The sequence below is a fragment of the Plantactinospora sp. CNZ321 genome (assembly GCF_004217235.1).
On the sequence record NZ_SHKQ01000001.1, the window covers coordinates 6,942,767 to 6,963,533 of the forward strand.

Here is a 20,767-nt window from a genome sequence, read left to right on the forward strand (position 1 = left end):
CTGGCCCGCAGCTGCTCCGGGGCGGCCTGCTGCTCCGCCGCCCGCTGCGGCTCCGGGGCCCGCTGCTGCTCCGGGGCCCGCTGCTGCTCCGGGGCCCGCTGCTGCTCCGGGGCCCGGACCACCGAGATGCCGACCCGAGCCACCCGGCGGCCCTCCACCGCCAGCACCCGGAGCAGCCAGCCGTCCCCGTCCGGGTCGCCCTCCGGCTCGGCCCCGTTGCCGAACCCGCCCGCCGAACGGCCCGCACCGCCGCCGTTGCCGCCCCCGCCGGGCTGCTCCGCGCCGGGTACCGGCACCTCGTCACCGCAGACCGGCAACCGGCCCAGGGCGGCCATCACGAATCCGCCGACCGTCTCGTACGGGCCGGGTGGCAGGGCGAAGCCGACCCGTTCGGCGAAGTCGGCGAGGTTGAGCCGGCCGTCCACCTCGGTCGGGCCGCCGGTCGGCACCGGGTCGGGGGCGCTGTCGTACTCGTCGTGGATCTCGCCGACCAGCTCCTCGATCAGGTCCTCCAGGGTGACGATCCCGGCCGTGCCGCCGTACTCGTCGATCACCACCGCCAGGTGGTGCCGCTCGCGGCGCATCTCGGTCAGCGCCGCCAGCACCCGCTTGCTGCCGGGGATCTTCTTCACCTCCCGGGTCAGGTCCCCGATCGTGGTGCAGGCGTCGTCGTCCGGGCGGAGCAGCACGTCACGCAGGTGCACGAAGCCGACCACGTCGTCGGAGGTGCCGTCGACCACCGGATACCGGGTGTGGGTCTCGGCCCGGACGAGTTGGGCCGCCTCCCCGAGGGGCAGCCCGGCGGCCAGGAAGACCACCTCGGTCCGGGGCATCATCACCTCTCGGACCAGGCTGGCGCCGGCCACGAGTACCTCGTCGATGATCCGCCGCTCGACCGGGTCGAGTCGGGTGTTCGCAGCGACCAGGTCCCGGAGTTCGGCCTCGCTGATCTGTTCCCGTCCCGCCGTCGGGCTGGCCCCGAGCAGCGCGGTGACAAGCCGGGTCGAGCCGTCCGCCGCGCGTACGATGACCCGGGCCAGGGCCCGCGCGAGTGGGCCCGGTTGCCGTCTTGGGCGCCCCGACGATCGCCGCCGGGGCCCGGTACTGCCGCCGTCCCGCATGCCAAGGATGGTAGACACCTTCAGGTGCCCGGTGTGGGCACCTCGGGCCCGCGTCATCCCACCGGTCATGTTCGACTCTGTGCAGAATTGACAGAACATGGTGGAATGCTGAGGGCTCGGCGTCGAAGTCGTACCGAAGCAGAAAGGGCACAGCCGTGAAACTGCTCGTCACCGGGGGTGCCGGTTACGTCGGCAGCGTCGTCACCCGGCTGCTGCTCGACGCCGGGCACCAGGTGGTGGTCCTGGACGACCTGCGTACCGGGCACGCCGAGGCGCTGGCCCCGGAGGCCGCCTTCGTCCGGGCGGACCTCGCCGACGTCGCCGGAGTGCTCACCCCCGACGCCGGCTTCGACGGCGTGCTGCACTTCGCCGCGCTGATCGCGGCCGGGGAGTCGATGGCCAGGCCGGAGCTCTACTGGAAGGTCAACACGGTCGGCTCACTGGCGCTGCTGGACGCCGCCCGGATCGCCGGCGTGCCCCGGTTCGTCTTCTCCTCCACCGCCGCCGTCTACGGCAACCCGACCGAGACGCCGATCAGGGAGACCAGCACCCCGCTGCCGACCAGCACGTACGGCGCCACCAAGCTCGCCGTCGACCTGGCGCTCACCTCGATGGCCACCGCGCACGGGCTGGCCGCGGTGTCGCTGCGCTACTTTAACGTCGCCGGTGCCTACCTGCGGGACGGGGTGGCGCTCGGCGAGCGGCACGAGCCGGAGACACACCTGATCCCGATCGCCCTCCAGGTGGCCGCCGGCCGTCGGGAGAAGCTGCAACTCTTCGGCGACGACTACCCGACCGAGGACGGCACCTGCGTCCGGGACTACATCCACGTCGAGGACCTGGCACGGGCACATCTGCTCGCCCTCGATGCCGCCAAGCCCGGCGCGCACCAGGTCTTCAACCTCGGCAACGGCTGCGGCTTCTCCAACCGCCAGGTGGTGGAGGCGGTCCGCGAGGTGACCGGGCATCCGGTACCCGTGGAGACCGCCCCGCGCCGCCCCGGCGACCCGGCCGCGCTGGTCGCCTCCGCCGAACGCGCCCGGACCGAGCTGGGCTGGACCCCGGCCAAGCCGGCCCTGCCGGAGATCGTCGCCGACGCCTGGACGTTCTACCGGGAGCAGATCCTCGGCGGAGCGGCGTCGTGACCGGCACTCCCGACACCACCCATCGACAGAGCACGACCAGTCACCCGGACCGGCCGGTCGGGCCGGTCACCGAACGCGCCACCGCCGGCTTTTCCACCGAGTACGGCGGCGAGCGCCCCGCCGGAGTCTGGGCCGCACCCGGTCGGGTCAACCTGATCGGCGAGCACACCGACTACAACGACGGCTTCGTGCTGCCGTTCGCGCTGCCGCAGCGCACCGTCGTCGCGGCCGCACCGGAGCGCGGACGACGCTGGACGGTCTGGTCCGAGCAGGCCGGTGCACGGATCTCGTTCGGCCGGGCCGACGCCGCCGAACCGGGCCGGGTCACCGGCTGGGGGGCGTACGTCGCCGGGGTCGTCTGGGCGCTGCGCGAGGCCGGACACGACGTACCGGTGGCCCGGCTGGCGATCGCCTCCGACGTACCGCTCGGGGCCGGACTCTCCTCCTCGGCGGCGCTGGAGTCCGCCGTACTCACCGCCCTGGCCGACCTCGGCGAACTCGACCTGCCGCTGGCCGACCGGCCGGCGCTGGCGCAGCGGGCCGAGAACGACTACGCCGGGGTGCCGTGCGGCATCATGGACCAGTCCGCTTCGCTGCGCTGCCGCCCGGGGCACGCGCTCTTCCTGGACTGCCGGACCCTCGCCGTCGAGCAGGTGCCGTTCGACCTCGACGCCGCCGGGCTCGCCATCCTGGTCATCGACAGCAACGCGCCGCACCGGCACGCCGGTGGCGAGTACGCGGCCCGCCGCGCCGCCTGCGAATCCGCCGCCGCCGCTCTCGGCGTGCCGGCGTTGCGGGACGTCGCCGTCGACCATCTCGACGCCGCGCTGGCCCGGCTCGACGACGAGACGGTACGCCGCCGGGTGCGGCACGTGGTCACCGAGAACCAGCGGGTACTGGAGACGGTCGAACTGCTGCACGCCGGCCGGCTCGCCGAGATCGGGCCACTGCTGACCGCCTCGCACGCCTCGATGCGGGACGACTTCGAGATCACCGTCCCGGAGGTGGACACCGCGGTCGAGGCGGCCCTGACCGCCGGGGCGTACGGTGCCCGGATGACCGGGGGTGGGTTCGGTGGCTGCGTACTCGCGCTGGTCGACGCGGCTGCCGCCGAGACGGTGGCGTCGACGGTGGCCGAGTCGTACGCCCGGCGCGGCTTCCGTGCCCCGTCCAGCTTCACCGTCACCCCGGGGGGCGGAGCCGAACGGATCGGCTGACGTGTGAAACCCTGCCCCGGCGACGCCCCCGGCGGTGGGGTCAGCACGGCGACTTCAGGCTTGGCGGTCGCGTTCCCATGCGGCATGGTCCGCCTCGATCCGCTGCCACACCGCCCGCAACCGCTCCTCCGGTACGTCGTCGAGCGGTAGTCGGAACACCTCCCGCAGCAGGGCGCGCCATTCGGCGTACCCGGAAAGCTGCCGGACCGTCGCGGAGCCGGCCACCGGCCGCTCGGAGAACATCCGGCCACGGATGATCCGGACACCGGCCTGGGTCCGGTGCTGCACCGTCACCACCCGCACCATTCCGGACGTCGGCGAGGTGGAGATCTCGATGTGCTTGTCCAGCAGGTCGGTCGGCCCGGTCGCGGTCACCGAAAAATCCATCCCGACGAACGCGCCGCCGGGCTCGTGGTCGAACCGCCAGCCGCCCGGCACCGAGTCCGACGGTCGCAGCCGGAACCGGTCGTCCGGGCCGAAGGCCCCGGCCAGCAGCGGCACCGGGTCGAGCGGCCCGTCGCCCAGTCCGGTGTCCAGCCACCAGCCCCGACCGTCGAGGACCGTGGTCAACGCGAGATGGTTGCCGCTGTCCCCGGCCGGGTCGCCGGGCTGGCCCTGCACGCCGGCCCGGTGCCAGGTCACCGGATAGCCGAGGGTGGTCAGCAGCGCCGAGAAGGCCCCGTTGAGCTGGAAGCAGTAGCCGCCACGCCCGGCCACCAGGTGATCCGCTGCCGCGACCGGATCGATCTCCCGACGCTCGCCGAGGGCGATCCAGACGGTCTCGTACGGCACCCGCTCGACGTGCGCGGCATGCAGCCGGTGCAGTTGCGCCACCGACGGCCGCTCCGCTCGCTCGGTGTTTGGGTCGACACCCAGCCGGCGCAGGTAGGCGGCGGCGACCCCGTCGTCAAGCGCCGGCGGGCGCCAGAGATTCACCTTAGCGGATGTCGTGCCGATCACCGCGTCAGCTTAGCCAGGGGCACCGACAACAACGGTTCGCCTCTTCACCTCAACTCCCGGACCGGGAGCCGGCCGGCTCACCTGACGGCGAGCGAGGCGGGGGGCGAGGCGGGGGGCGGTTCAGGCGGCCTGGCTGACCGGTCGCAGGGTCACGGTGTTCACGTCGACGCCGGCCGGCTGGCTGACCGTCCAGGCGATCGCCTCGGCGATTTGGTTGGTCAGTACCATATCGCGCCACCCGGCGGGGTTGCCGTCGGCGACCGTGTCGTGCGTGCCGAAGCCGGCGTTGGCGATCGCGACGTCCAACCGCCCGAACGCGCCGACCGTGGCGTCGACGGCCGCCTCAACCGCGTCGTACTCGGCGGCAACCGCGACGACGGTCAGCAACTCCGCCGGTTCGTCGAGCGCGGCGGCGAACCGCGCCAGGCGACCCCGGTCGCGTCCGGTCACGGTGACCCGGTAACCCTCGCGGAGCAACCGGTGGGCGGTCGCGGCGCCGATACCGCTGGAAGCGCCCGTGATCAGGGCAACAGGAGAATCAGTCATGGCCCGGGACCGTAGAGGTTGGAGCGGACTCTAGGTCAAGTCCGGGTACCGTGAACGGGTGCCCGACGCCGCCGGAGGAACTGAGCATCGGCCAGCTCGCCGAACGGACCGGCCTGAGCGTGCACACGCTCCGCTTCTGCGAGCGGAAGGGACTGCTGCCCGGCCAGATCCGGCGCTCTGCCACCGGGCACCGGATGTACGGCGCCACGGACCTCGAATGGTTGCGGGTCTGCACCCACCTGCGGGCCTCCGGCATGCCGCTGGAGACGATCCGCCGCTATGTCGGCCTGCTTCGGCAGGGCAACGGCAACGAAGCCGCCCGCCTCGACGTGCTCCGCGCCCACCAGGCGCAGGTGGCCGCAAAGGTCGACGAGCTCACGGCGTGCCTGGACCTGGTCGCGTCCAAGATCGTCGTGTACGAGCGCCATCTCGCGCAGGGCACCGCCGATCGGCTCTGGAACCCACAACCCACAGACGGCGGTTCCTGACCCTTACGCTGGCAGCGTATTCGCTGCTGGCGTAGGCGCCCGGGTCTGCGCCGGCCCGGCGCTAGCGTCGGTTCGTGACGATCATCCAGTTGCTCCCCCGGCTGTACATGCTGAGTTTTCCGGTCGGCCACGCCTACCTCTGGACTGATCCGGACGGTCTCACCCTGATCGACACGAGTACCCCCGGGTCCGCGCCGCTGATCGCCGAAGCGATCGACGAACTCGGCTTCCGGCGGTCCGATCTCCGGCGTCTGCTGCTCACGCACTTCCACGAGGACCACATGGGCTCGGCCGCCGACATCGCCGGCTGGGGAGATGTCGTCGTGCACGCGCACCGGTCCGACGCGCCCGTGATCCGAGGCGAGGCGGTCGGTCCACCGCCGCAGCTGGCCGACTGGGAACGTGTCCTGCTCGAACAGGTCCGCGCCGGGATGCCCACCGAGCCGCCCGCGCCCGTACGGGTCGATCTCGAACTCGAAGACGGCGATGTGCTCGACTTCGGTGGCGGCGTACAGGCTGTCACGGTGGGCGTGCCCGGTCATACCGCCGGGAGTGTCTCGTTCTACCTGCCCGAGCAGCGTGTGCTGTTCACCGGGGACACGATCGCCCGCAGCCCGGACGGCGAGGTCATCCTCGGCGTCTTCAACGTCGATCCGGTCGGGGCGGTCGCCTCGTTCGAGCGCCAGGCGCGGCTCGACGTCGACATCGCCTGTTTCGGCCACGGCGACCCCCTCCGCGAGGACGCGGCGACCCGGCTGCGGGCCACCGCGGAGACCCTGACGCGGTAGGCCGACCGTTATTGGATTCCAGGAAGGCTCGCCGGGGCGGCAGGAGTGCCTGCTCGGCAGAGGACGATGACGGCGCGCAGCAACGGTGGAGCTCCGCTTGGCTACACCTGGTCGGAACCGTCACCCCAGGCCAGTGACCCGGACGGGTCCGGGACGCCGGGTCGCGGCGGCCCGGACCAGGGCCGGCGGGGTCGGTTCGGCGGTGGTGCCGTAGGCACGGCCCCAACGGTCGCGGCAGGCGTAGGAGAGGCTGGCGTGGATCCAGTTGTCGTCGTTGTCGCGCAGCACGGCCAGGCCGCAGTGCCGGCAGGGACAGACCCGGGGGTACGGCGGAAGCGTCCCGCCCCGGGCCGGGCGGCTCACCGATCCTCCGTCCGGTCGCAGTAGCTGGCCGAACCGGTTACCTTTTCGGCGCTCCAGTTTTCGATGCTCCAGCAGGAGCCGCCGAGGACGCTGTCCCAGTGGCAGCCGGGATGGTCGGCGGCCCTGACGCAGACCTCGCCGTCGGGTCCGCGTCGGCCGCAGGTGACCGGCTGGTTGTGGTTCCACTGGTCGGCGCGGCTCAGTAGGGCTGGGTGTGCGGTCAACTCGGGTCGGAGCAGGAGCAGCGCCTCGGTGTAGGCGGCGGCTTTGCTGCGGGCGGCGAGGAGGTCGTGGGCCGGGAAGGTGACGTGCAGGGTGTAGCGGCGGCGCGGTTCGGTGGGTCGGCCGATGGAGCGGAGGCGCAGGTTGGGGCTGGTCTCGCGGGCGGCGTGGAGTTGGCGGTGGGCGTCGGGGTCGGTTGGCAGATCGGGCGGGGTGGGTGGGTTGAGTGCGTGGGCGAGGGCCGCGCGAACGGCCTCCGAGACGTCGGCCCGGTCGAGGACCGCGAAGAGGTCGGCGTACGGCTCGGACGGTGCACTGTGGGCGGCTGGGTCGGGTTGGGGCTGCTCGGGTGGGGTCCGCTCACGGCGCGGCTGCTCCCAGTGCGGCGAGTTGTTCTGAGTCACGCGTACCTCCAGGCGTTGATCGTCGTGGGTGAACGGCCCACTACACAGAGCATGGACGACACAGGTAGGGTTTGCAACGTCACATGTTGAATCCGATGGAGAAGTTTGAGCCAGATGATTGACGCTGGAGGATGACGGGGCAAGAATCGACGAAACTCACTCAGAAGGGGCGAGGGTAGTGGCGCAGATCCCCAGTCCGACCATCAGAGCTCGCCGGCTGAGGCGCGAGTTGCGGCGGCTCCGCGACCAAGCCGGCCTGATCGCGGAGGAGGTAGCAACCGACCTGGGCTGGCATCGCACCAAGGTCATCCGCATCGAGCTTGGCCACTCACGGGTCACTCAAAATGATGTCCGAGACCTGCTGGCGCTCTACAAAGCCTCGGAGGAAGACCAGGAGAAGTTGACGACCCTGGCCCGGCAGGCCAGACAGAAGGGCTGGTGGAACGCGTACGGCGACGTGCTGCCGGACGCCTATGTGGGCTTCGAGGCCGAAGCTTCCTCGATCAGCTCCTACGAGAGCAGCTACATGCCAGGCTTGCTCCAGACCGAAGAGTACGTCCGAGCGATCATCCACGCCGGCCGAGTCTCGGCCAACCCCGAAGATGTCGACCGCATCGTCGCTGCGCGCCTGGCGCGGAAGGCGTTGCTCTCCCGCGACGTTCCGCCAAAGCTCTGGATCGTGCTGGACGAAGCCGCACTTCGCCGGATCATCGGAGGCACTGAGGTGATGCGGGCCCAGGTAGGGCGCTTGATCGAGGCGTGTGCCAACCCCTCGATCGTGTTGCAGATACTGCCGTTCGACGCCGGAGCCCACGCCGCCATGGGTGGTCCGTTCACCATCCTGGACTACGACGACCCGGTCCTTGACCCGACGGTCGTCTACATCGGCAATGACACGAGCACCCTGCTCATGGAGAAGGAGGCGCAGGTCGCGCGCTATAGACTCATGTTCGACCACCTGCGCGCGAAGGCACTCGACCCCGATCAGTCAGGCGAGTTCTTGGCTCGGGTGGCGGACAACTACCCGAGTGACCCGTACGAGGAGACGACGATGACCGCCCCCGACCTGAGTCAGGCCGTTTGGCGCAAGAGCAGCCGCAGCGGCGCCAACGACTCCAACTGCGTTGAGGTCGCCGAACTGGCTGGGGCGGTCGGGGTACGGGACTCGAAGGATCCGACAGGGCCGATGCTCCGGTTCACCCCGTACGCCTGGGCCGGCTTTACCAGACGGCCCGCACCGAGACCCCGGATCCACAGCGCGCTGAGCGACAGGGCCTGAGCGAAGGATCCCGTGCCGACCCTCTGGGCCCTCGAATGCATAGATATCTAACCACAACTCAATGAATCTTCCAGGCCAGCGGAGCCGTGCCGCCCGACGGGCTGTACTCAACTGCCACGATCTCCGACTTCGGAGGCACTTGGAACGTCAGCCATCCTCGCTTGCACGACCGCTTCCGTGGCGTCTCCGTTCCGAACCCGACGCTGTCAGTCAAGTTCGGCGATCGGGCGCCCACCTGTACATTCCAGAACTCGTAGGCGCGCGCATCCTCGTCAATCAGCAAGAAGTCGCTGGCTGAGAAGCCGTATCCGTCCGCATCGACCTCGCCGTTGGCGCACACCTTGATATCGGCAATGGCGAACTGCATGCCCTTGTCGCGGATGGCAGTGGCGGTGGAGTCCTGTGCCTTCACCGGGAACTTGACAGCGTAGACAGTAACGTCACCCAGGTTGGTGGTTTGCTCCGTGCCCAGCTTTGGCTCAGGCGGTGCCGGAGGGCTGGTTGGCGGTTCCGTGGCAGCAGGTGCCACGGTGACGGGGGCCGCAGTGGCTGGGACGGACGGCGTCGCGGTCGGCGTCACCGGAGCCGCAGCGTGGTCGCCTTCGGCGCAGGCGGCGGACAGAGTGAGCAGGAGGGCAGCGACCGCCGCAATAGGAATGCGTGAAGACATACGTGGCAGTGTGCACTCACGGTAAGGTCGCGACAACCAACCGCGAGGACACGCTTGGGTGACTTGTCAGCGGCTGGACCTACCTGCTCGAATGCGCTGCTTGGGCCTGCGAACCAGCGTTGGAACCCACAAGGCGGGTGCCAGGTGGATCCAGCGAGGTGATGACGCGCTCATCGAGCCAACGGCGCGTCCGCTTGGTCATGCGTCTCCCATGCGTCTCCCACGGTCATGACTACCCGGCCGGCGGCAGATCCGCATGGGTCAGAATGTGCCGATGACGATCTCCGCTGACGACTCCGAGCGTTCGTCACGGAAGGTCACTAGAGTGGCCGCCAGTAGCGGACCCGGCAACGCTGGTGGTCAACGCTTGGCGTAGCAAAGCCGACACCGCAGCGTAAGGTTCAACCTTGGGGGCTACGGGTGCTGGCGATCCTGCACGACAAGGCTGGTCCGGTCAGGTACTCGTATCGGGAGAGCACATGCTGAGAAGCACCCAGTTCCGCAACTACACGGTGCGGCCGGAGCGGCTGGACGAGTGGGTGGCCAAGTGGCGTTCGTTGGTGGTTCCGCTACGCCAGCAGTTCGGGTTCGAAATCTCCGGCTCCTGGGTGGACCGGGAGCGCAGCGAGCACATCTGGGTGATCTGCTACGACGGGGACGACTCGTTCGAGGAGGCCAACGCCCGATACTGGGCGTCTCCGCAGCGGAAGGCGATGGACCTCGATCCATCGCAGTTCCTGCTCGGTGAGCAGGTCCGCCAGGTGGAGACAGTGCTGTAGATCCCTACTCGTGCTGAACGGGCAGCAGATGCGCACGCCGCTCGTCGGCCGTCAGTCCCCGGAACACTCGGGTGCGCGCGGCAGCCGCAAGTTCCTGTGGATCAACTTCGATGGCCCAGACGCGGGCTGTTGCGTCCACCGATCCGGTGACCACCTGCTCGCCGTCCGGCATCCAGGCAATGCTGGTGACGGCGTCGCGGTGTACGCCGATGATCTCGGACCGAAACTCGTGATCGTGCGACCAGAGGCGGACGGTGCGGTCGTCGGACCCGGAGACCAGCCAGCGGCCATCGGGGGACCATGAGACGGCCCGCACCCGGCGTTCGTGTCCGGTGAGCACCTGGGCGCAGGTGCCTGCGGGTAGATCCCAGACGCGGATGGTCCAGTCGGCCGAGCAACTGGCGAGGGATCGTTCGTCGGGAGCCCAGCACACCCCGTCGACATAATTTTGGTGCCCGGCCAAGACGATCACGTTGCCCGGGTTCTCGATGTCCCAGACTCGCACGACGCGGTCATCGGAGCCTGACGCCAGGTAGCGTCCGCTGGGCGAGAAGGCCAACGCCCCCACCCAGTCAGTGTCAAGCCCCGGGTTTGATGGAGAGTTGGTTAGCTGGTTTCCAGGGGTGCGGTGACCGGCTGGGTCATCGCGTGTAGTGCCTCGTGCTCGGCGGGCGGGACGTGCCCGAGCTCGCCGTGTAGGCGCCGGTTGTTGTACCAGTCGATGTACTCGACGGTGGCCATCTCCAGGTCGTCGAGTCCACGCCACGGGCCTTTGTTGCGGACGAGTTCGGCCTTGTACAGGGAGTTGAACGCCTCGGCCATGGCGTTGTCGTAGGAGTCGCCCTTGGAGCCGACCGAGGCGACGGCGCCGGCCTCGGCCAGCCGCTGGGTGTAGCGGATCGCTCGATACTGGACTCCCCGGTCGGAGTGGTGGACCAGTCCGCCCAGGTCAGCGCCTTGATTCTCGCGGCGCCAGATCGCCATCTTCAACGCGTCGAGGGCCAGACCGGTGTAGAGACTCGTGGACACCTGCCAGCCGACGATCATGCGGGAGTGCACGTCGAGGACGAACGCGGCGTACACCCAGCCCACGCTGGTGCGCACGTAGGTCAGGTCCGCGACCCACAGCTGGTTCGGCCCGGCTGCGGTGAAGTCCCGTCTGACCAGGTCAGCAGGGCGGCTGGTCTCGGCTGCCGGGCGGGTCGTGCGTGGCGACTTGTCGCGCAGCAGCCCACGCAGCCCGGACTCACGCATCAGCCGCTCGACCGTGCACCGGGCCACCCGCACCCCTTGGCGGTGCAGCTCGTGCCAGATCTTGCGGGCGCCGTAGACGCCGTAGTTGGCCGTGTGGACCTGCTCGATCATCGCGGTCAGCTCCTCGTCGCGCCGACAGCGGGCGCTGGCGGGGCGGGTCTTGGCGGCGTAGTAGGTCGACGGTGCGATCTGCGCCGGCGTGTCTTCGAGCGCCCGCAGGACCGGCTGGACACCGTGTTCGGCCTTCTGGGAGTCGACGAAGTCGACCTTCATCGCGACGGACGGTCCAGCTCCGCCGCGAAGAAACTCGCCGCGGACTTCAGGATCTGGTTCGCCCGCCGCAGCTCACGCACTTCCCGTTCCAGGGCGGCGATGCGTTCGGCGTCGCCGCTGGTGGTCCCCGGCCGCTGCCCGGCGTCGGTCTCGGCCTGCTTCACCCACGTGCGCAACGCCTCCGGATGAACCCCGAGCTGACCGGCGATCCGCCGGATCGCCCCGACCGCGGACGCCGGATCCCGGCGGGCCTCGACCGCCAACCGGGTAGCACGCTCACGCAGCTCATCGCTGTACTTCTTCGGTGCCGGCATCGCTAGTGTTCCTCCCAGGTTTCGATGTCTCCATCAAACCCGGTGCGGAACACAGTGTGGCCCCGAAGGGTGCCGGCAGCCGTTCGCGTACGTGCGTCGAAGAGATGAATGGCGTTGTCTTTGCCGCCGGCGGCAACCCTCGTCCCGTCGGGTGACCAGGCGATCGACTCGTACTCCAAACCGTCGGCGAGCAGCACGTCTTCCCCGTCGGATTGGATGAGCCTCACTGAGCCGTCCTGCAACGCGACGGCCGCAGTGTCGGCAGCTCGGGGCAGCGCCAGCGTGATGACGGGCGCGCCGACCGCGACGTTTGGCAGGCTGGACGCGAAAGGACGCCAGCGGCGAACGCTGGCGTCAGACGAACCGGTCACCACCACGCCGGCACTCGACACTGCGACCGTGGTGACACGATCCCGATGGTCGGCCAGGTTCGCCCGCTCCGCCCCTGGTGGGTGTAAGGACCACAGCCGAGCAGTGCTGTCTCCGGAGCCGGTGAGGACGCGACGGCCGTCCGGAGAAACTGCCACACACCAGAGGGTCTGCGAGTGCCCACGCAGCGCCGCGACTTCTCGCGACCGGTGTACGTCCCACACCTGGGCCGTGCCGTCACCGCTGGCGGACACGATCCGTCCCCCATCAGGTGTCCACGCGATCGACCAGACGGGATCGCGGTAACCACCGAGAGACGTCTGCTGGTCACCGGTGCGCGGATTCCAGAACCGGATGGTGTGATCTCCCGAGCCGGTCGCGATCGACTGCCCGTCCGGCGACCACGCCACCGCTTCGACGAAGTCCTGGTGCCCGCTCAACGTGGCAGTCGGGCGACCAGTGGCCACGTCCCACACGATCACCGTGCGGTCGTGCGAGGCAGTAGCGAGGCGGGTGGAGTCGGGCGACCAGTGGACACCCCAGACATCACCGCTGTGTTCGGTCAGGGTGTTCCGGAGTTGCCAGGAGGCGGTGTCCCAGAGTCGTACAGCGTGATCACGGCTTGTGCCGGCAAGCAGTGTGCCGTCCGGCGACCATGCCACCCCTCGCGCGGAGTCGCCGCACTCCAACACCTGGATCGTGGCTCCGGGTTCCGCGTTCCAGACCCTGACCGTGGCATCCCGAGACGCCGTCACCACCTTCGTCGAATCCGGTGACCAGGCGATGGCCTCGACCATTCCGCTGTGCCCGCGCAGCACCCGCAGCACCGTTTCGTCGTCGGTGTGCCAGATCCGCGCCGTGCCATCTCTTGAGGCGGTCGCCAGGTGCCGGCCGTCGGGTGACCAGGCGACCCCGCGTACCGCGTCGGTGTGGCCGGCGAGCACGGCCTCACCATGACTGAACGCCAGAGCTGCCATCAGCGCATGGCGAGCGATCGGCGTGGGCGGGCATTCGACGAGCGCCGCCGAGGTGAGCAGGATCGCCAGCTCCGGGTATCGGTCGATGTTGGTCAACGCGTACCTGCCGACCGACTCCGACACCCGGCGCAGAAACGCGGTGTCCCGCGCCTGCGACGCCTCCACCAGCGCGCGGGCGCTCGGCGAGTCCTGGCCGGCTGAGGTCATTGCCTCCAGCCACTGCCCTGCCAGCTCAAGCCGAGCGCCGGTGAGCAGATAGTCCGGGCTGCGCCCGGACCGCAGCCAGTCGCCCGCCCAGCGGTCCAGTTCCGTCCGTCGCTTCAACGCCTCCGCTCGTGCGGCGACCTGCTGCCGCAACGGCGGCCACTGCCGGAACAGCGCCTCATGGGCAACCTGCACGATCGGTACGCCGTCGGAGACATCGGTGGTCAACAGCCGTGCATCGGTGAACACCTGCACTATCCGTCGCTCGTCGGCGGACAACTCGGTGGTCGGCACTCTCCGCCGTGTCGGCTCCGGACCCTCCATGGCCACCAGGCGCAGCAGGGTGGACAGGATCGTCTCTGGCTCGTGGTAGTTGCGCAACTCGGCGAGGACCGTGTCTGCCTGCCGCGCCAGGGCACCGGCGACCCCACCCAACTCCTGGTATACCCGCCGGGTCGCCACCCGATCCGGACCGGTTGCCAGATACAACTCCTGCAACAGGTACGCCAGCAGCGGCAACGCGTCCGCCGTGCCGGTGTCTTTGACGACCTCGTCGACCAGTCCGGGCTCGAAGCTCATCCCCGCGAGCCGGGCCGGCTGTTCGATGACTGTCACCAGGTCGGCGGGGCGTACGGTGCCCAACGCCATTGGCGCGGCGAACAGCGACGCGTGTGCGTCGGCGAGGACATCTGCCAGAAACTCGACCCGCAGTGTGGCCATCACCCACAGCCGCCGATCTGCGGCCAGCGCGGACGCGATCCGATCGAGGAACAGCTCCCGCTCGGTGGATCCAGACAGGGTGAACAGTTCCTCGATCTGATCGACGACCAGCAGCAACCGCCCATATCGGTTGCCACTGCTGACCCGCCATCGGGCCAGAACCTGCGTGAGACTGTCGGGCCGGGTACGCAGCTCCCGCAGCAGCGTCATGCGGTCACTACCGGACAGGTCGGCTGCCATCAGAGCCATCCGGGTCAGCGGCTCTCCGGCCGGAGCGACCGCCGGCAGGACGTGCCACCGATGACGCCGCAGGCGTGGCACTACACCGGCACGTATCAGGGAAGACTTCCCGCTGCCCGATGGGCCGGTGACGCATACGAACCGAGAGGAGGCTTCGGCGCCGACGGTGTGTAGCCGAGCTACGAGATCCGAGACCTGCGCTTCGCGGCCGAAGAAGACCGCCGCGTCCTCCTCCTGAAAGGCAGCAAGACCCGGGTACGGCGAGCGGTCCGCGTTCCACGTCGGCCGCCTACTGCGTGGGTTCTCCCACCAGAACACGACCGCGTTACCCACGAGCAGTCCGGCAAGCAAGATGACCAGCGCTGGCCCTGCGACTGTCTTCATCAGCCCGACGAACCAGGACCTGTCGTCGTTGGCGAGGACATTCGTAGCCAGTTCGAGGAACACCGCCACGACCAGGAGAGACAGTTGCAAAGCCTTCGACGAGCGTCGCCGCTGCCCCAAAACCCCGCCTCCCAGCCGTCTGCCCGCGTCTACAGTAGCCGCTCGTGAGCGACCGGTAACAGCCGTCCGCCCGGCGGGCGCCGGTCACAGCGTCGCGGGCGGCGAACAGAGGAGATGCTGCGGCCCGTTCAGCGGATACTTCCCGCGACCGTCGTCGGCGGGTTTCGGCGCGGCGGCCTCGCTCTGGAGTACGACGCCGAGACAGAAGACCACTTCGCGCACCGGTTCCGGGAGCTTGACCGTGGCGACGTAGGGGCGACGGCCTTCGAGTGGCAACGGAACCGAGAACTCCTCGGTGAATTCCTCGCCGGGTGGGACAACCACGCCCTCGATGGTGCCGATCGCGTCGGCGTCCACCCCGGGCGGGATGGCGAAGGTGCGCTTGGCCAACTCGACCGTGCCATCCTCTCGGGCGGTCACGTAGACGTCGTAGGCATGCGAGGCAACGTTCCCTTCCACCCCGACATAGGCGACGATCGGCTCCGCGCCCTGGTTGCGCAGCGTGTAACGCACGCCCAGGGCCTCCGCCCGAGGTGTGACCTCGGCGTCGAAGCTCGCCGTCGGCTTTACGCCGGTCGGCTTCCACTCCGGCTCGAAATCCACATAGGCCTCCGCACCACAGCCGGCCAGCGTGACGACGGCGAGCACCGCCGCGCCACAGGCGAAGAGCAACTTCTTGATCAAGAGTACGACGTCCTTCTCGGCCAGCCCATCTCGTCCCGGAAAGCATTCTCGGTGTAACTGTAGGGGTGGTCCGGGTCGATCCGGCCGGGCGTGTTCGGGTCGTCATCCTCGTCGATCGGCAGGCCGACAGCCTCCCGCTCGTCGTTCTCCACCCCGACATCGTCCGGCCCTTCATGCTCACCCGGAGCGGACGTGTTGTTCCCGTAGTCGTAGACGTGCGCGAACTCGTGGAACAGGCCCGCGATCGGCGGCCGCTCGTCCGACGACGAGAGCCGGCTCGGGTTGTAGGTGACCTCGTAGTTCTCACCCAGATGCCAGTTCGTTCTGTACGAGGCGGTGTTGGAGTCGGCCTCGACGATCACGAGCGGGTTTCCCTGGTACGAGATTCCGCCGAGCCCGGGCCAGTCGGCGGCGATCGCGGCCGAGTCGTTGTGGATGTCGTCGAGCTCGGCGAGCATCTGCTGCCCGATCGGGGATGCGCGCATCATGTCCAGGTCGGCGCGGACCCGCTCCTGGAACTCGGGCGACCCCTCGATCTGGATGTACTGCGCCGCGTCGCTCACCTCGACCCGCACGTCCTGGCGTACGCCGGACGCCTGGTCCTCGTCCTGCCGGTAGGCGGTGTCGGCTCCGCCGCCACCCGAGATCGTGTCGCGGCCGTGCCCGGCGTAGAGCACGTCGTCGCCGGAACCACCGTCGAGCCGGTCGTTGTCCCGGCCGCCGGAGACGATGTCCCGACCCGCGCCGCCGTGCACGGTGTCGTCGCCGGTCGCGCCTTCGAGGTAGTCCTCGCCCTCGCCTCCGGAGATGTTGTCGTTCCCGGAGAGTCCGTAGACGACGTCGTTGCCTCGGCCGCCGGACAGCAGGTCGTCGCCGCCCTGACCGTCGGTGTAGTCACGGCCGGAGCCGGCCGAGGCGTAGTCGTTGCCGGCGCCGCCGTAGATCTCGTCGTCGCCGTGCAGGCCGATGATCCGCTCGTTGCCGTCCCCGCCAGAAATCTTGTCGTCACCCTCGCCGCCGAGCAGGGTGAGGCTCAGGTTGGCGCCCTTGGGCACCTCGACCCGGTCGTCGCCGTCCCCGGCGCGGATCGTCACCGGCGTGCCCTCCGGATAGTGGTACTTGACCCCGTTGACCTCGACGATCACCTGACCGGTCTCCGGGTCGTGGGTCACCTTGACGATGTCGTCGCCCGGACCCGTGTTGACCACGGCCCGGCCGTCGACCATCAGCACCGAAACGCCGGTCGCCTCCGCCGGCAGCGTGAACGGGTCGGCCGCGCCGGAGGAGACACTGTCCCACTGCGTCGAGATGCTGTCCCACTCCGCAGCGGAGAAGCCGCTCAGCTTCCCCTTCAGGGCGTCGTCGAGCTCCTTGCGCAGCGTGCGAGCCCGGTTGGTCGCGTTGCTGACCTCGGTAGCCTGTGCGGGCTGATTCCACCGGAAGACGATCTCGCCGCCCGAGCGCCAGCTCGGCACGGCGCCCATGATCTGCTCGCGCTCGCCGTCGAGCGCGTTCTGGTACCACCGCAGCAGCTCAGCCGCACCCTCCAGCGCCGAGGCGAGCCGGCCAGCCTGGCTGCCCATCGTGTCGAGGCTGCCGAACACCTTGGACTGGTGCTGACCGAAGGAGTCGCGCGCCGCTCCCGCCCACTCCGAGCCCAGCAACTTTCGACTGTCCGCATCCAGGTCGTCGCCGACCGCGACGCTCTCCTTGCCGAAGCGCCGCCACGCCGACGCGGCGCTCTCGATCCGGCCCGGGTTGGCCTGGAGGTCCCAGAGCGCCGCGTCGAGCCGGATCTCCCGATCCTCCGGCGGAAAGCCCATCAGGAGTCCTTCCTAGATCGGGATGTTGGGATGTTCCCGGCGATGCCGCTCGGCCGCTCGCTCGTCGGCCTGCCGATAGGCGAACGCGACCTGGAGCAGGCTCTCGTTGTCGACCTCCAGCACACCGATGACGCGCTCGACGGCCGTACCGGCGCTGCCCGCCACCGTCTGGTAGGCGTCGTTGAGCTGGCCGGCTGGGCCGACCTGCCCGAAGTCGGCCGGCGAGATCACGGCGTCCGCGCGCACCGCACGCAGCGCCGAGGCGAGTTCGGTCGAATTGTCCAGGTAGGACTGCGCGACCCTGGCGATCTCCACTGGATCGGCGCGAACCTCTTCCCCCATGCCTGTCCACGCTACCGCCCCATGGCCAACCCGCGGGTCTCGAAGCCTACTGAGTACCTTCCGGATCGGCAGCGAGGAACCGGCCTGGGACACCGTCCAGGAAGACGGATCCTGCTCGGAGCATCGAGCGCCGATACGAGCAATGAGGTTATCCACAGGTTCCCGACTGCAGGGTGACGGAGTCGTTGCGCTTCGTGCTATAACCTCCGAGGCAATTCCACCTGTAACCGGGGGGTAACGGGATCATGGAGACAACCGAGCCGGGGTGGCGGCCGGAGTATCGCGGCGCTGACGGCAACGTCGGCAACGTCGGCTCGGGTAGGGAACTCGGCGCGCACCTCTACTACCTATACCGGGCCGGCCGTAACGAGCTGCCCCGGATCGCCAGAACCTATGCCGACGTGACGGTGCTCGTGCACCAGACGGCCGGGGCGATGGAAGGACAGTTCGACCTGCCCGACCGAGGCATCGGCCCGGCGCAGCAGCGTCTGCTGGAGTTGCGCGCCGAGGTACAGGACGTGTTACGGCTGACCTCGCTGCGGATGTCGGAGGTCGGCGCCGCGCTGGTCACCATCGCCGACCGGTACGCAGCCACGGACGAGGCAGCGGCGAAGGAGTTCACCCGGCTTCTCGGTTACCACGCGTCGGACTACCAGCAACCCGCCCTTGCTCCGCCCAATCCCCCGGCCCCCGGCGATCCGCCGCTGGTACGTCACATTCCCCGCAACATCGTTGACTGACCTGGCCAGACGGGAGACGCCATGGTCGACGCCTCGATCCCCTTCGACTATCGCCAGATGCACCAGTACCTCAACGAGATCGGCACCTACCTGGCCGAGCTGCACTACATCGACCAGGTGTTCGCATACATGGACGGCATCGAGTCCAGCTCCTTGGAGATATTCCTCGAGATAGCCGCTCTCGGGAGCGCCCCCGGTTCCTGGGTCAAGGTGGAGTTCGCCGGGACGGTCTCGTTCAGCCGTATGTGGTCCGTGCCGCCGCCGTTCCCGCCCCGTCTGATCTGGCAGGATTCGATCGAGGAAGAAATTCAGAAGCAGGTCGAGGAATACAAGGCGAAGGCCTCAGGGTGGGCATCGGACAACATCGAATCGATCAGATCGATGGTCAAGCCGCTGGCCCACCCCACCGGATCTGTCTATCTCAACGACATCATCCAACCGGTGCGGGACGCGCTGGCGCGGTTGGAAGACTTCGTGCCGCACGACTTCGGCAAGCTGCGGCACACCCTCGGCAACTGGTCCGGTGACGCGGCCGAGGATTTCGCCACGAACTTCTACAACCCCTTCGAGCAGACCCTGGCAAGCCACCACCGGATGCTCGCCTCACTCGTCGCCGGCCTAGAGGCCGCGCACGCCACCGTCGACCTCACCCAACAGAGCCTGATGAACGTGCTGCACGCCACCCGCGAAGCGCTCCTGGAACAGTTGCACCGACGCCCCCAGCAGGCGGCAGCGAAGCAGCAGGAGCAGTCCACCAAGCACGCCATGATCATCGTCAGCGCGTTCGTACCCATGGCAAAAGGCCGGGACCTATGGGCCAACAGCCTCGACATGGCCAGCGCCGGCGCCTCCGCATTAGCAGGCGCCGCAGCGCCAAACCCGATGGACCAGCATGCCTTGACCGGCGGCACCGCCGAAGAGTTGCTGCACGCCCTGACCGATGCCATCACGCTCATCGACCAGAACTCAAATGAGCAGTATCAGGATCTCCATGTACTGGTGAGGGATGCCCTCTCGCGGATGGAATTCATCCGGGACACGCCGGATGGCAAGGATGGGCGACTGGTGCCCCGGCAGCCCCGGCTACTCGGCGACACGGACAGCAGTAGCTTCCACTTGCCGAGGGCTCGATGAACGGGATTGTCGGCAGGCAGTCGCAGCACCGAGTCCACTGTCAGATCGTTCGCGGTTCGACAGTGGTGGTCGCCGCTGCCGGCCTTCTCGTCGGCGGATGCGATTCCAGCCCGAAGCCGACCGAGACCCCCGAGCCACGTGTGACATACGGGCAGGCGAGCCCGGACATGTGCGAACGCATGAAGATGACGGAGGTCGCTGCACGGTTCGGCCTTAAGCTGAAACCCTCGTACGATCCGACGGTGCAGTTCGACACCCGGGGTACGGACGTCTACCTGAGCTGCGCCATCAGGGCCTTCGACGACGGTGAACGGTTCCGTACCGAGGTCGGAGAGTTTGATCCGGCCGGCACCGTCAGGCTGCGGACGTACCCGAACCACGAGGATGCCGAGAAAGCCCACGAGGCAGAGGTGATCTCCCTGCGGAAGTTCGCGGAATCCAAGCCACAGATATCGACACAGGATGTCAGCGGCTGGTGGGACGAAGGGGTTTATTTCCAGACGGTAGTCCCGGCCGAGCCCAAGCAGCATCCCAGCGCCGAGAACCTCGACGCCGCCGGAGTGGAGGTTCTTTACGAGCTACGCCATGGCAACCTGCGCGTCACCACCCGCATCGATAACCGGGCCGCAACTCGGGAGATCGATCAGGTCCTCGCCTTCCTCCGTGACTTCGCCGAAGCGTTCACCAAGGAGGCGGTGTCCCACCTCTCCCGGACCGGCCCGAACTGAGTCCTGGTGAGAATATTCCGAAACCCCGCGCCAACACGGGTCCATCCACCGATCGCCGGCTTCCACCACCAGGTGGAGATTGGCCAGAATCACCGGTGGGTGGTGCTCTCCGGCCAACTCGGGATCCGACCTGACGGACATGTGCCGGACGACGCGATCGAACAACTGACGATCGTGCTCGAAAATGTCCGTTGGAACCTGTTCGCCGCCGACATGCGGATCAACGACGTGATGAAGTTGACCATCTACCTCGTCGGTGACGTCGACATGGATCGGCTGCGAGCTGAACTCGCCCGCTGGCTCGGGCGTCATGAACCGACCCTGACCATCCTCTTCGTCGCCGGACTCGTCGGCCCCAGCTTCCGGGTACAGGTGGACGCCTTGGCCGCCCACTGAGTACAGCCGCCCACTGAGTACAGCGGTCACCTGGGGGCCGGCCATGCCGGTGTTGGTTGCCACCCAGGCGTCCGGCAGTGTGA

20 protein-coding genes and 2 pseudogenes are annotated in these 20,767 nt (G+C 68.8%); 10 read left to right on the forward strand and 12 right to left on the reverse strand.

Going from position 1 to position 20,767, the window contains the following annotated elements:
- Nucleotides 1-44 precede the first annotated feature (44 nt).
- Nucleotides 45-1,121 (reverse strand): annotated as a pseudogene (locus tag EV371_RS30130) (hemolysin family protein); the annotation flags it as partial.
- Nucleotides 1,122-1,276: 155 nt separating this feature from the next.
- Here EV371_RS30130 and galE point away from each other — a divergent pair.
- Together galE and galK are read left to right on the forward strand one after the other, a co-directional pair.
- The gene (galE, locus tag EV371_RS30135) at nt 1,277-2,266 is read left to right on the forward strand and encodes a UDP-glucose 4-epimerase GalE (RefSeq protein ID WP_130465032.1); all 990 of its coding nucleotides are present in this window, start codon (nt 1,277-1,279) and stop codon (nt 2,264-2,266) included.
- Nucleotides 2,263-3,483, forward strand: a complete 1,221-nt coding sequence (gene galK / locus EV371_RS30140; RefSeq protein ID WP_207230647.1) for a galactokinase — start codon at nt 2,263-2,265, stop codon at nt 3,481-3,483. The genes galE and galK overlap by 4 nt, the downstream gene beginning before the upstream one ends.
- Nucleotides 3,484-3,537: 54 nt before the next feature.
- Here the strand turns inward: galK and EV371_RS30145 are convergent, their stop codons facing one another.
- Both EV371_RS30145 and EV371_RS30150 read right to left on the reverse strand, forming a co-directional pair.
- Nucleotides 3,538-4,443 carry an arylamine N-acetyltransferase gene (locus EV371_RS30145; protein WP_207230648.1) on the reverse strand — a complete coding sequence of 302 codons (906 nt, stop codon included), beginning with the start codon at nt 4,441-4,443 and terminating at the stop codon, nt 3,538-3,540.
- A gap of 120 nt (nt 4,444-4,563) precedes the next feature.
- Nucleotides 4,564-4,989 carry an SDR family NAD(P)-dependent oxidoreductase gene (locus EV371_RS30150; RefSeq protein ID WP_130465034.1) on the reverse strand — a complete coding sequence of 142 codons (426 nt, stop codon included), beginning with the start codon at nt 4,987-4,989 and terminating at the stop codon, nt 4,564-4,566.
- A 50-nt stretch (nt 4,990-5,039) separates the two neighbouring features.
- Here EV371_RS30150 and EV371_RS30155 point away from each other — a divergent pair, with 50 nt between their 5' ends.
- Together EV371_RS30155 and EV371_RS30160 are read left to right on the forward strand one after the other, a co-directional pair.
- Nucleotides 5,040-5,477, forward strand: coding sequence for a MerR family transcriptional regulator (locus EV371_RS30155; protein ID WP_130465035.1), 438 nt, complete (start codon nt 5,040-5,042; stop codon nt 5,475-5,477).
- A gap of 74 nt (nt 5,478-5,551) precedes the next feature.
- Nucleotides 5,552-6,265, forward strand: a complete 714-nt coding sequence (locus tag EV371_RS30160; protein WP_130465036.1) for an MBL fold metallo-hydrolase — start codon at nt 5,552-5,554, stop codon at nt 6,263-6,265.
- Nucleotides 6,266-6,385: 120 nt separating this feature from the next.
- Here EV371_RS30160 and EV371_RS30165 read toward each other — a convergent pair whose 3' ends face one another.
- Both EV371_RS30165 and EV371_RS30170 read right to left on the reverse strand, forming a co-directional pair.
- Nucleotides 6,386-6,628 (reverse strand): hypothetical protein, encoded by a 243-nt coding sequence (locus tag EV371_RS30165; protein ID WP_130465037.1) that lies wholly within the window; start codon nt 6,626-6,628, stop codon nt 6,386-6,388.
- On the reverse strand, nt 6,625-7,254 hold the full coding sequence (locus EV371_RS30170) for a hypothetical protein (RefSeq protein ID WP_130465038.1): 630 nt from the start codon (nt 7,252-7,254) through the stop codon (nt 6,625-6,627). The genes EV371_RS30165 and EV371_RS30170 overlap by 4 nt, the downstream gene beginning before the upstream one ends.
- 178 nt (nt 7,255-7,432) lie before the next feature.
- Here EV371_RS30170 and EV371_RS30175 point away from each other — a divergent pair, with 178 nt between their 5' ends.
- Nucleotides 7,433-8,533, forward strand: a complete 1,101-nt coding sequence (locus EV371_RS30175) for a Scr1 family TA system antitoxin-like transcriptional regulator (protein WP_165436872.1) — start codon at nt 7,433-7,435, stop codon at nt 8,531-8,533.
- 58 nt (nt 8,534-8,591) lie between these two features.
- Here EV371_RS30175 and EV371_RS30180 read toward each other — a convergent pair whose 3' ends face one another.
- On the reverse strand, nt 8,592-9,203 hold the full coding sequence (locus EV371_RS30180) for a DUF4352 domain-containing protein (protein WP_130465039.1): 612 nt from the start codon (nt 9,201-9,203) through the stop codon (nt 8,592-8,594).
- A gap of 479 nt (nt 9,204-9,682) precedes the next feature.
- Here EV371_RS30180 and EV371_RS30185 point away from each other — a divergent pair, with 479 nt between their 5' ends.
- Entirely contained in the window at nt 9,683-9,982 is a 300-nt protein-coding gene (locus tag EV371_RS30185) for an NIPSNAP family protein (RefSeq protein WP_130465040.1), read from the forward strand.
- A 4-nt stretch (nt 9,983-9,986) separates the two neighbouring features.
- On the opposite strand, the gene EV371_RS30190 is transcribed toward EV371_RS30185, so the two are convergent.
- The 6 genes and pseudogenes from EV371_RS30190 to EV371_RS30215 all read right to left on the reverse strand — a co-directional run bounded on the left by EV371_RS30190 (nt 9,987) and on the right by EV371_RS30215 (nt 17,686).
- Nucleotides 9,987-10,550, reverse strand: coding sequence for a WD40 repeat domain-containing protein (locus EV371_RS30190; RefSeq protein WP_486484848.1), 564 nt, complete (start codon nt 10,548-10,550; stop codon nt 9,987-9,989).
- A 38-nt stretch (nt 10,551-10,588) separates the two neighbouring features.
- A pseudogene (locus tag EV371_RS30195) lies at nt 10,589-11,823 on the reverse strand (IS3 family transposase).
- A 2-nt stretch (nt 11,824-11,825) separates the two neighbouring features.
- Nucleotides 11,826-14,717 carry an nSTAND1 domain-containing NTPase gene (locus EV371_RS30200; RefSeq protein WP_486484989.1) on the reverse strand — a complete coding sequence of 964 codons (2,892 nt, stop codon included), beginning with the start codon at nt 14,715-14,717 and terminating at the stop codon, nt 11,826-11,828.
- A gap of 204 nt (nt 14,718-14,921) precedes the next feature.
- Nucleotides 14,922-15,521, reverse strand: coding sequence for a hypothetical protein (locus EV371_RS30205; RefSeq protein WP_130465042.1), 600 nt, complete (start codon nt 15,519-15,521; stop codon nt 14,922-14,924).
- Nucleotides 15,518-17,344 (reverse strand): M91 family zinc metallopeptidase, encoded by a 1,827-nt coding sequence (locus EV371_RS30210; protein ID WP_130465043.1) that lies wholly within the window; start codon nt 17,342-17,344, stop codon nt 15,518-15,520. Before EV371_RS30210 ends, EV371_RS30205 begins: the two co-directional genes overlap by 4 nt.
- Nucleotides 17,345-17,356: 12 nt before the next feature.
- Nucleotides 17,357-17,686, reverse strand: a complete 330-nt coding sequence (locus tag EV371_RS30215) for a WXG100 family type VII secretion target (protein WP_130465044.1) — start codon at nt 17,684-17,686, stop codon at nt 17,357-17,359.
- 245 nt (nt 17,687-17,931) lie between these two features.
- Between EV371_RS30215 and EV371_RS30220 the strand changes: the two genes are divergently transcribed.
- From EV371_RS30220 to EV371_RS30235, 4 genes are read left to right on the forward strand one after another with little or no spacing between them, the layout of a single operon-like run.
- Complete coding sequence (locus EV371_RS30220; protein ID WP_130465045.1) at nt 17,932-18,426, forward strand: hypothetical protein; 495 nt, start codon at nt 17,932-17,934, stop codon at nt 18,424-18,426.
- Nucleotides 18,427-18,447: 21 nt separating this feature from the next.
- Nucleotides 18,448-19,560 (forward strand): hypothetical protein, encoded by a 1,113-nt coding sequence (locus EV371_RS30225; protein WP_130465046.1) that lies wholly within the window; start codon nt 18,448-18,450, stop codon nt 19,558-19,560.
- Entirely contained in the window at nt 19,557-20,288 is a 732-nt protein-coding gene (locus tag EV371_RS30230; protein ID WP_130465047.1) for a hypothetical protein, read from the forward strand. Before EV371_RS30225 ends, EV371_RS30230 begins: the two co-directional genes overlap by 4 nt.
- Nucleotides 20,289-20,294: 6 nt before the next feature.
- Nucleotides 20,295-20,684, forward strand: coding sequence for a RidA family protein (locus tag EV371_RS30235; RefSeq protein ID WP_130465048.1), 390 nt, complete (start codon nt 20,295-20,297; stop codon nt 20,682-20,684).
- Nucleotides 20,685-20,767 lie beyond the last annotated feature (83 nt).

What these genes read in the sequence shown, in the direction of transcription:
- EV371_RS30150 (WP_130465034.1), bottom strand. Translation starts at nt 4,989, where the DNA reads ATGACTGATTCTCCTGTTGCCCTGATCACGGGCGCTTCCAGCGGTATC.
- EV371_RS30180 (WP_130465039.1), bottom strand. Translation starts at nt 9,203, where the DNA reads ATGTCTTCACGCATTCCTATTGCGGCGGTCGCTGCCCTCCTGCTCACT.
- EV371_RS30185 (WP_130465040.1), top strand. Translation starts at nt 9,683, where the DNA reads ATGCTGAGAAGCACCCAGTTCCGCAACTACACGGTGCGGCCGGAGCGG.
- EV371_RS30200 (WP_486484989.1), bottom strand. Translation starts at nt 14,717, where the DNA reads ATGAAGACAGTCGCAGGGCCAGCGCTGGTCATCTTGCTTGCCGGACTG.
- EV371_RS30210 (WP_130465043.1), bottom strand. Translation starts at nt 17,344, where the DNA reads ATGGGCTTTCCGCCGGAGGATCGGGAGATCCGGCTCGACGCGGCGCTC.
- EV371_RS30215 (WP_130465044.1), bottom strand. Translation starts at nt 17,686, where the DNA reads ATGGGGGAAGAGGTTCGCGCCGATCCAGTGGAGATCGCCAGGGTCGCG.
- EV371_RS30220 (WP_130465045.1), top strand. Translation starts at nt 17,932, where the DNA reads ATGGAGACAACCGAGCCGGGGTGGCGGCCGGAGTATCGCGGCGCTGAC.
- EV371_RS30225 (WP_130465046.1), top strand. Translation starts at nt 18,448, where the DNA reads ATGGTCGACGCCTCGATCCCCTTCGACTATCGCCAGATGCACCAGTAC.
- EV371_RS30230 (WP_130465047.1), top strand. Translation starts at nt 19,557, where the DNA reads ATGAACGGGATTGTCGGCAGGCAGTCGCAGCACCGAGTCCACTGTCAG.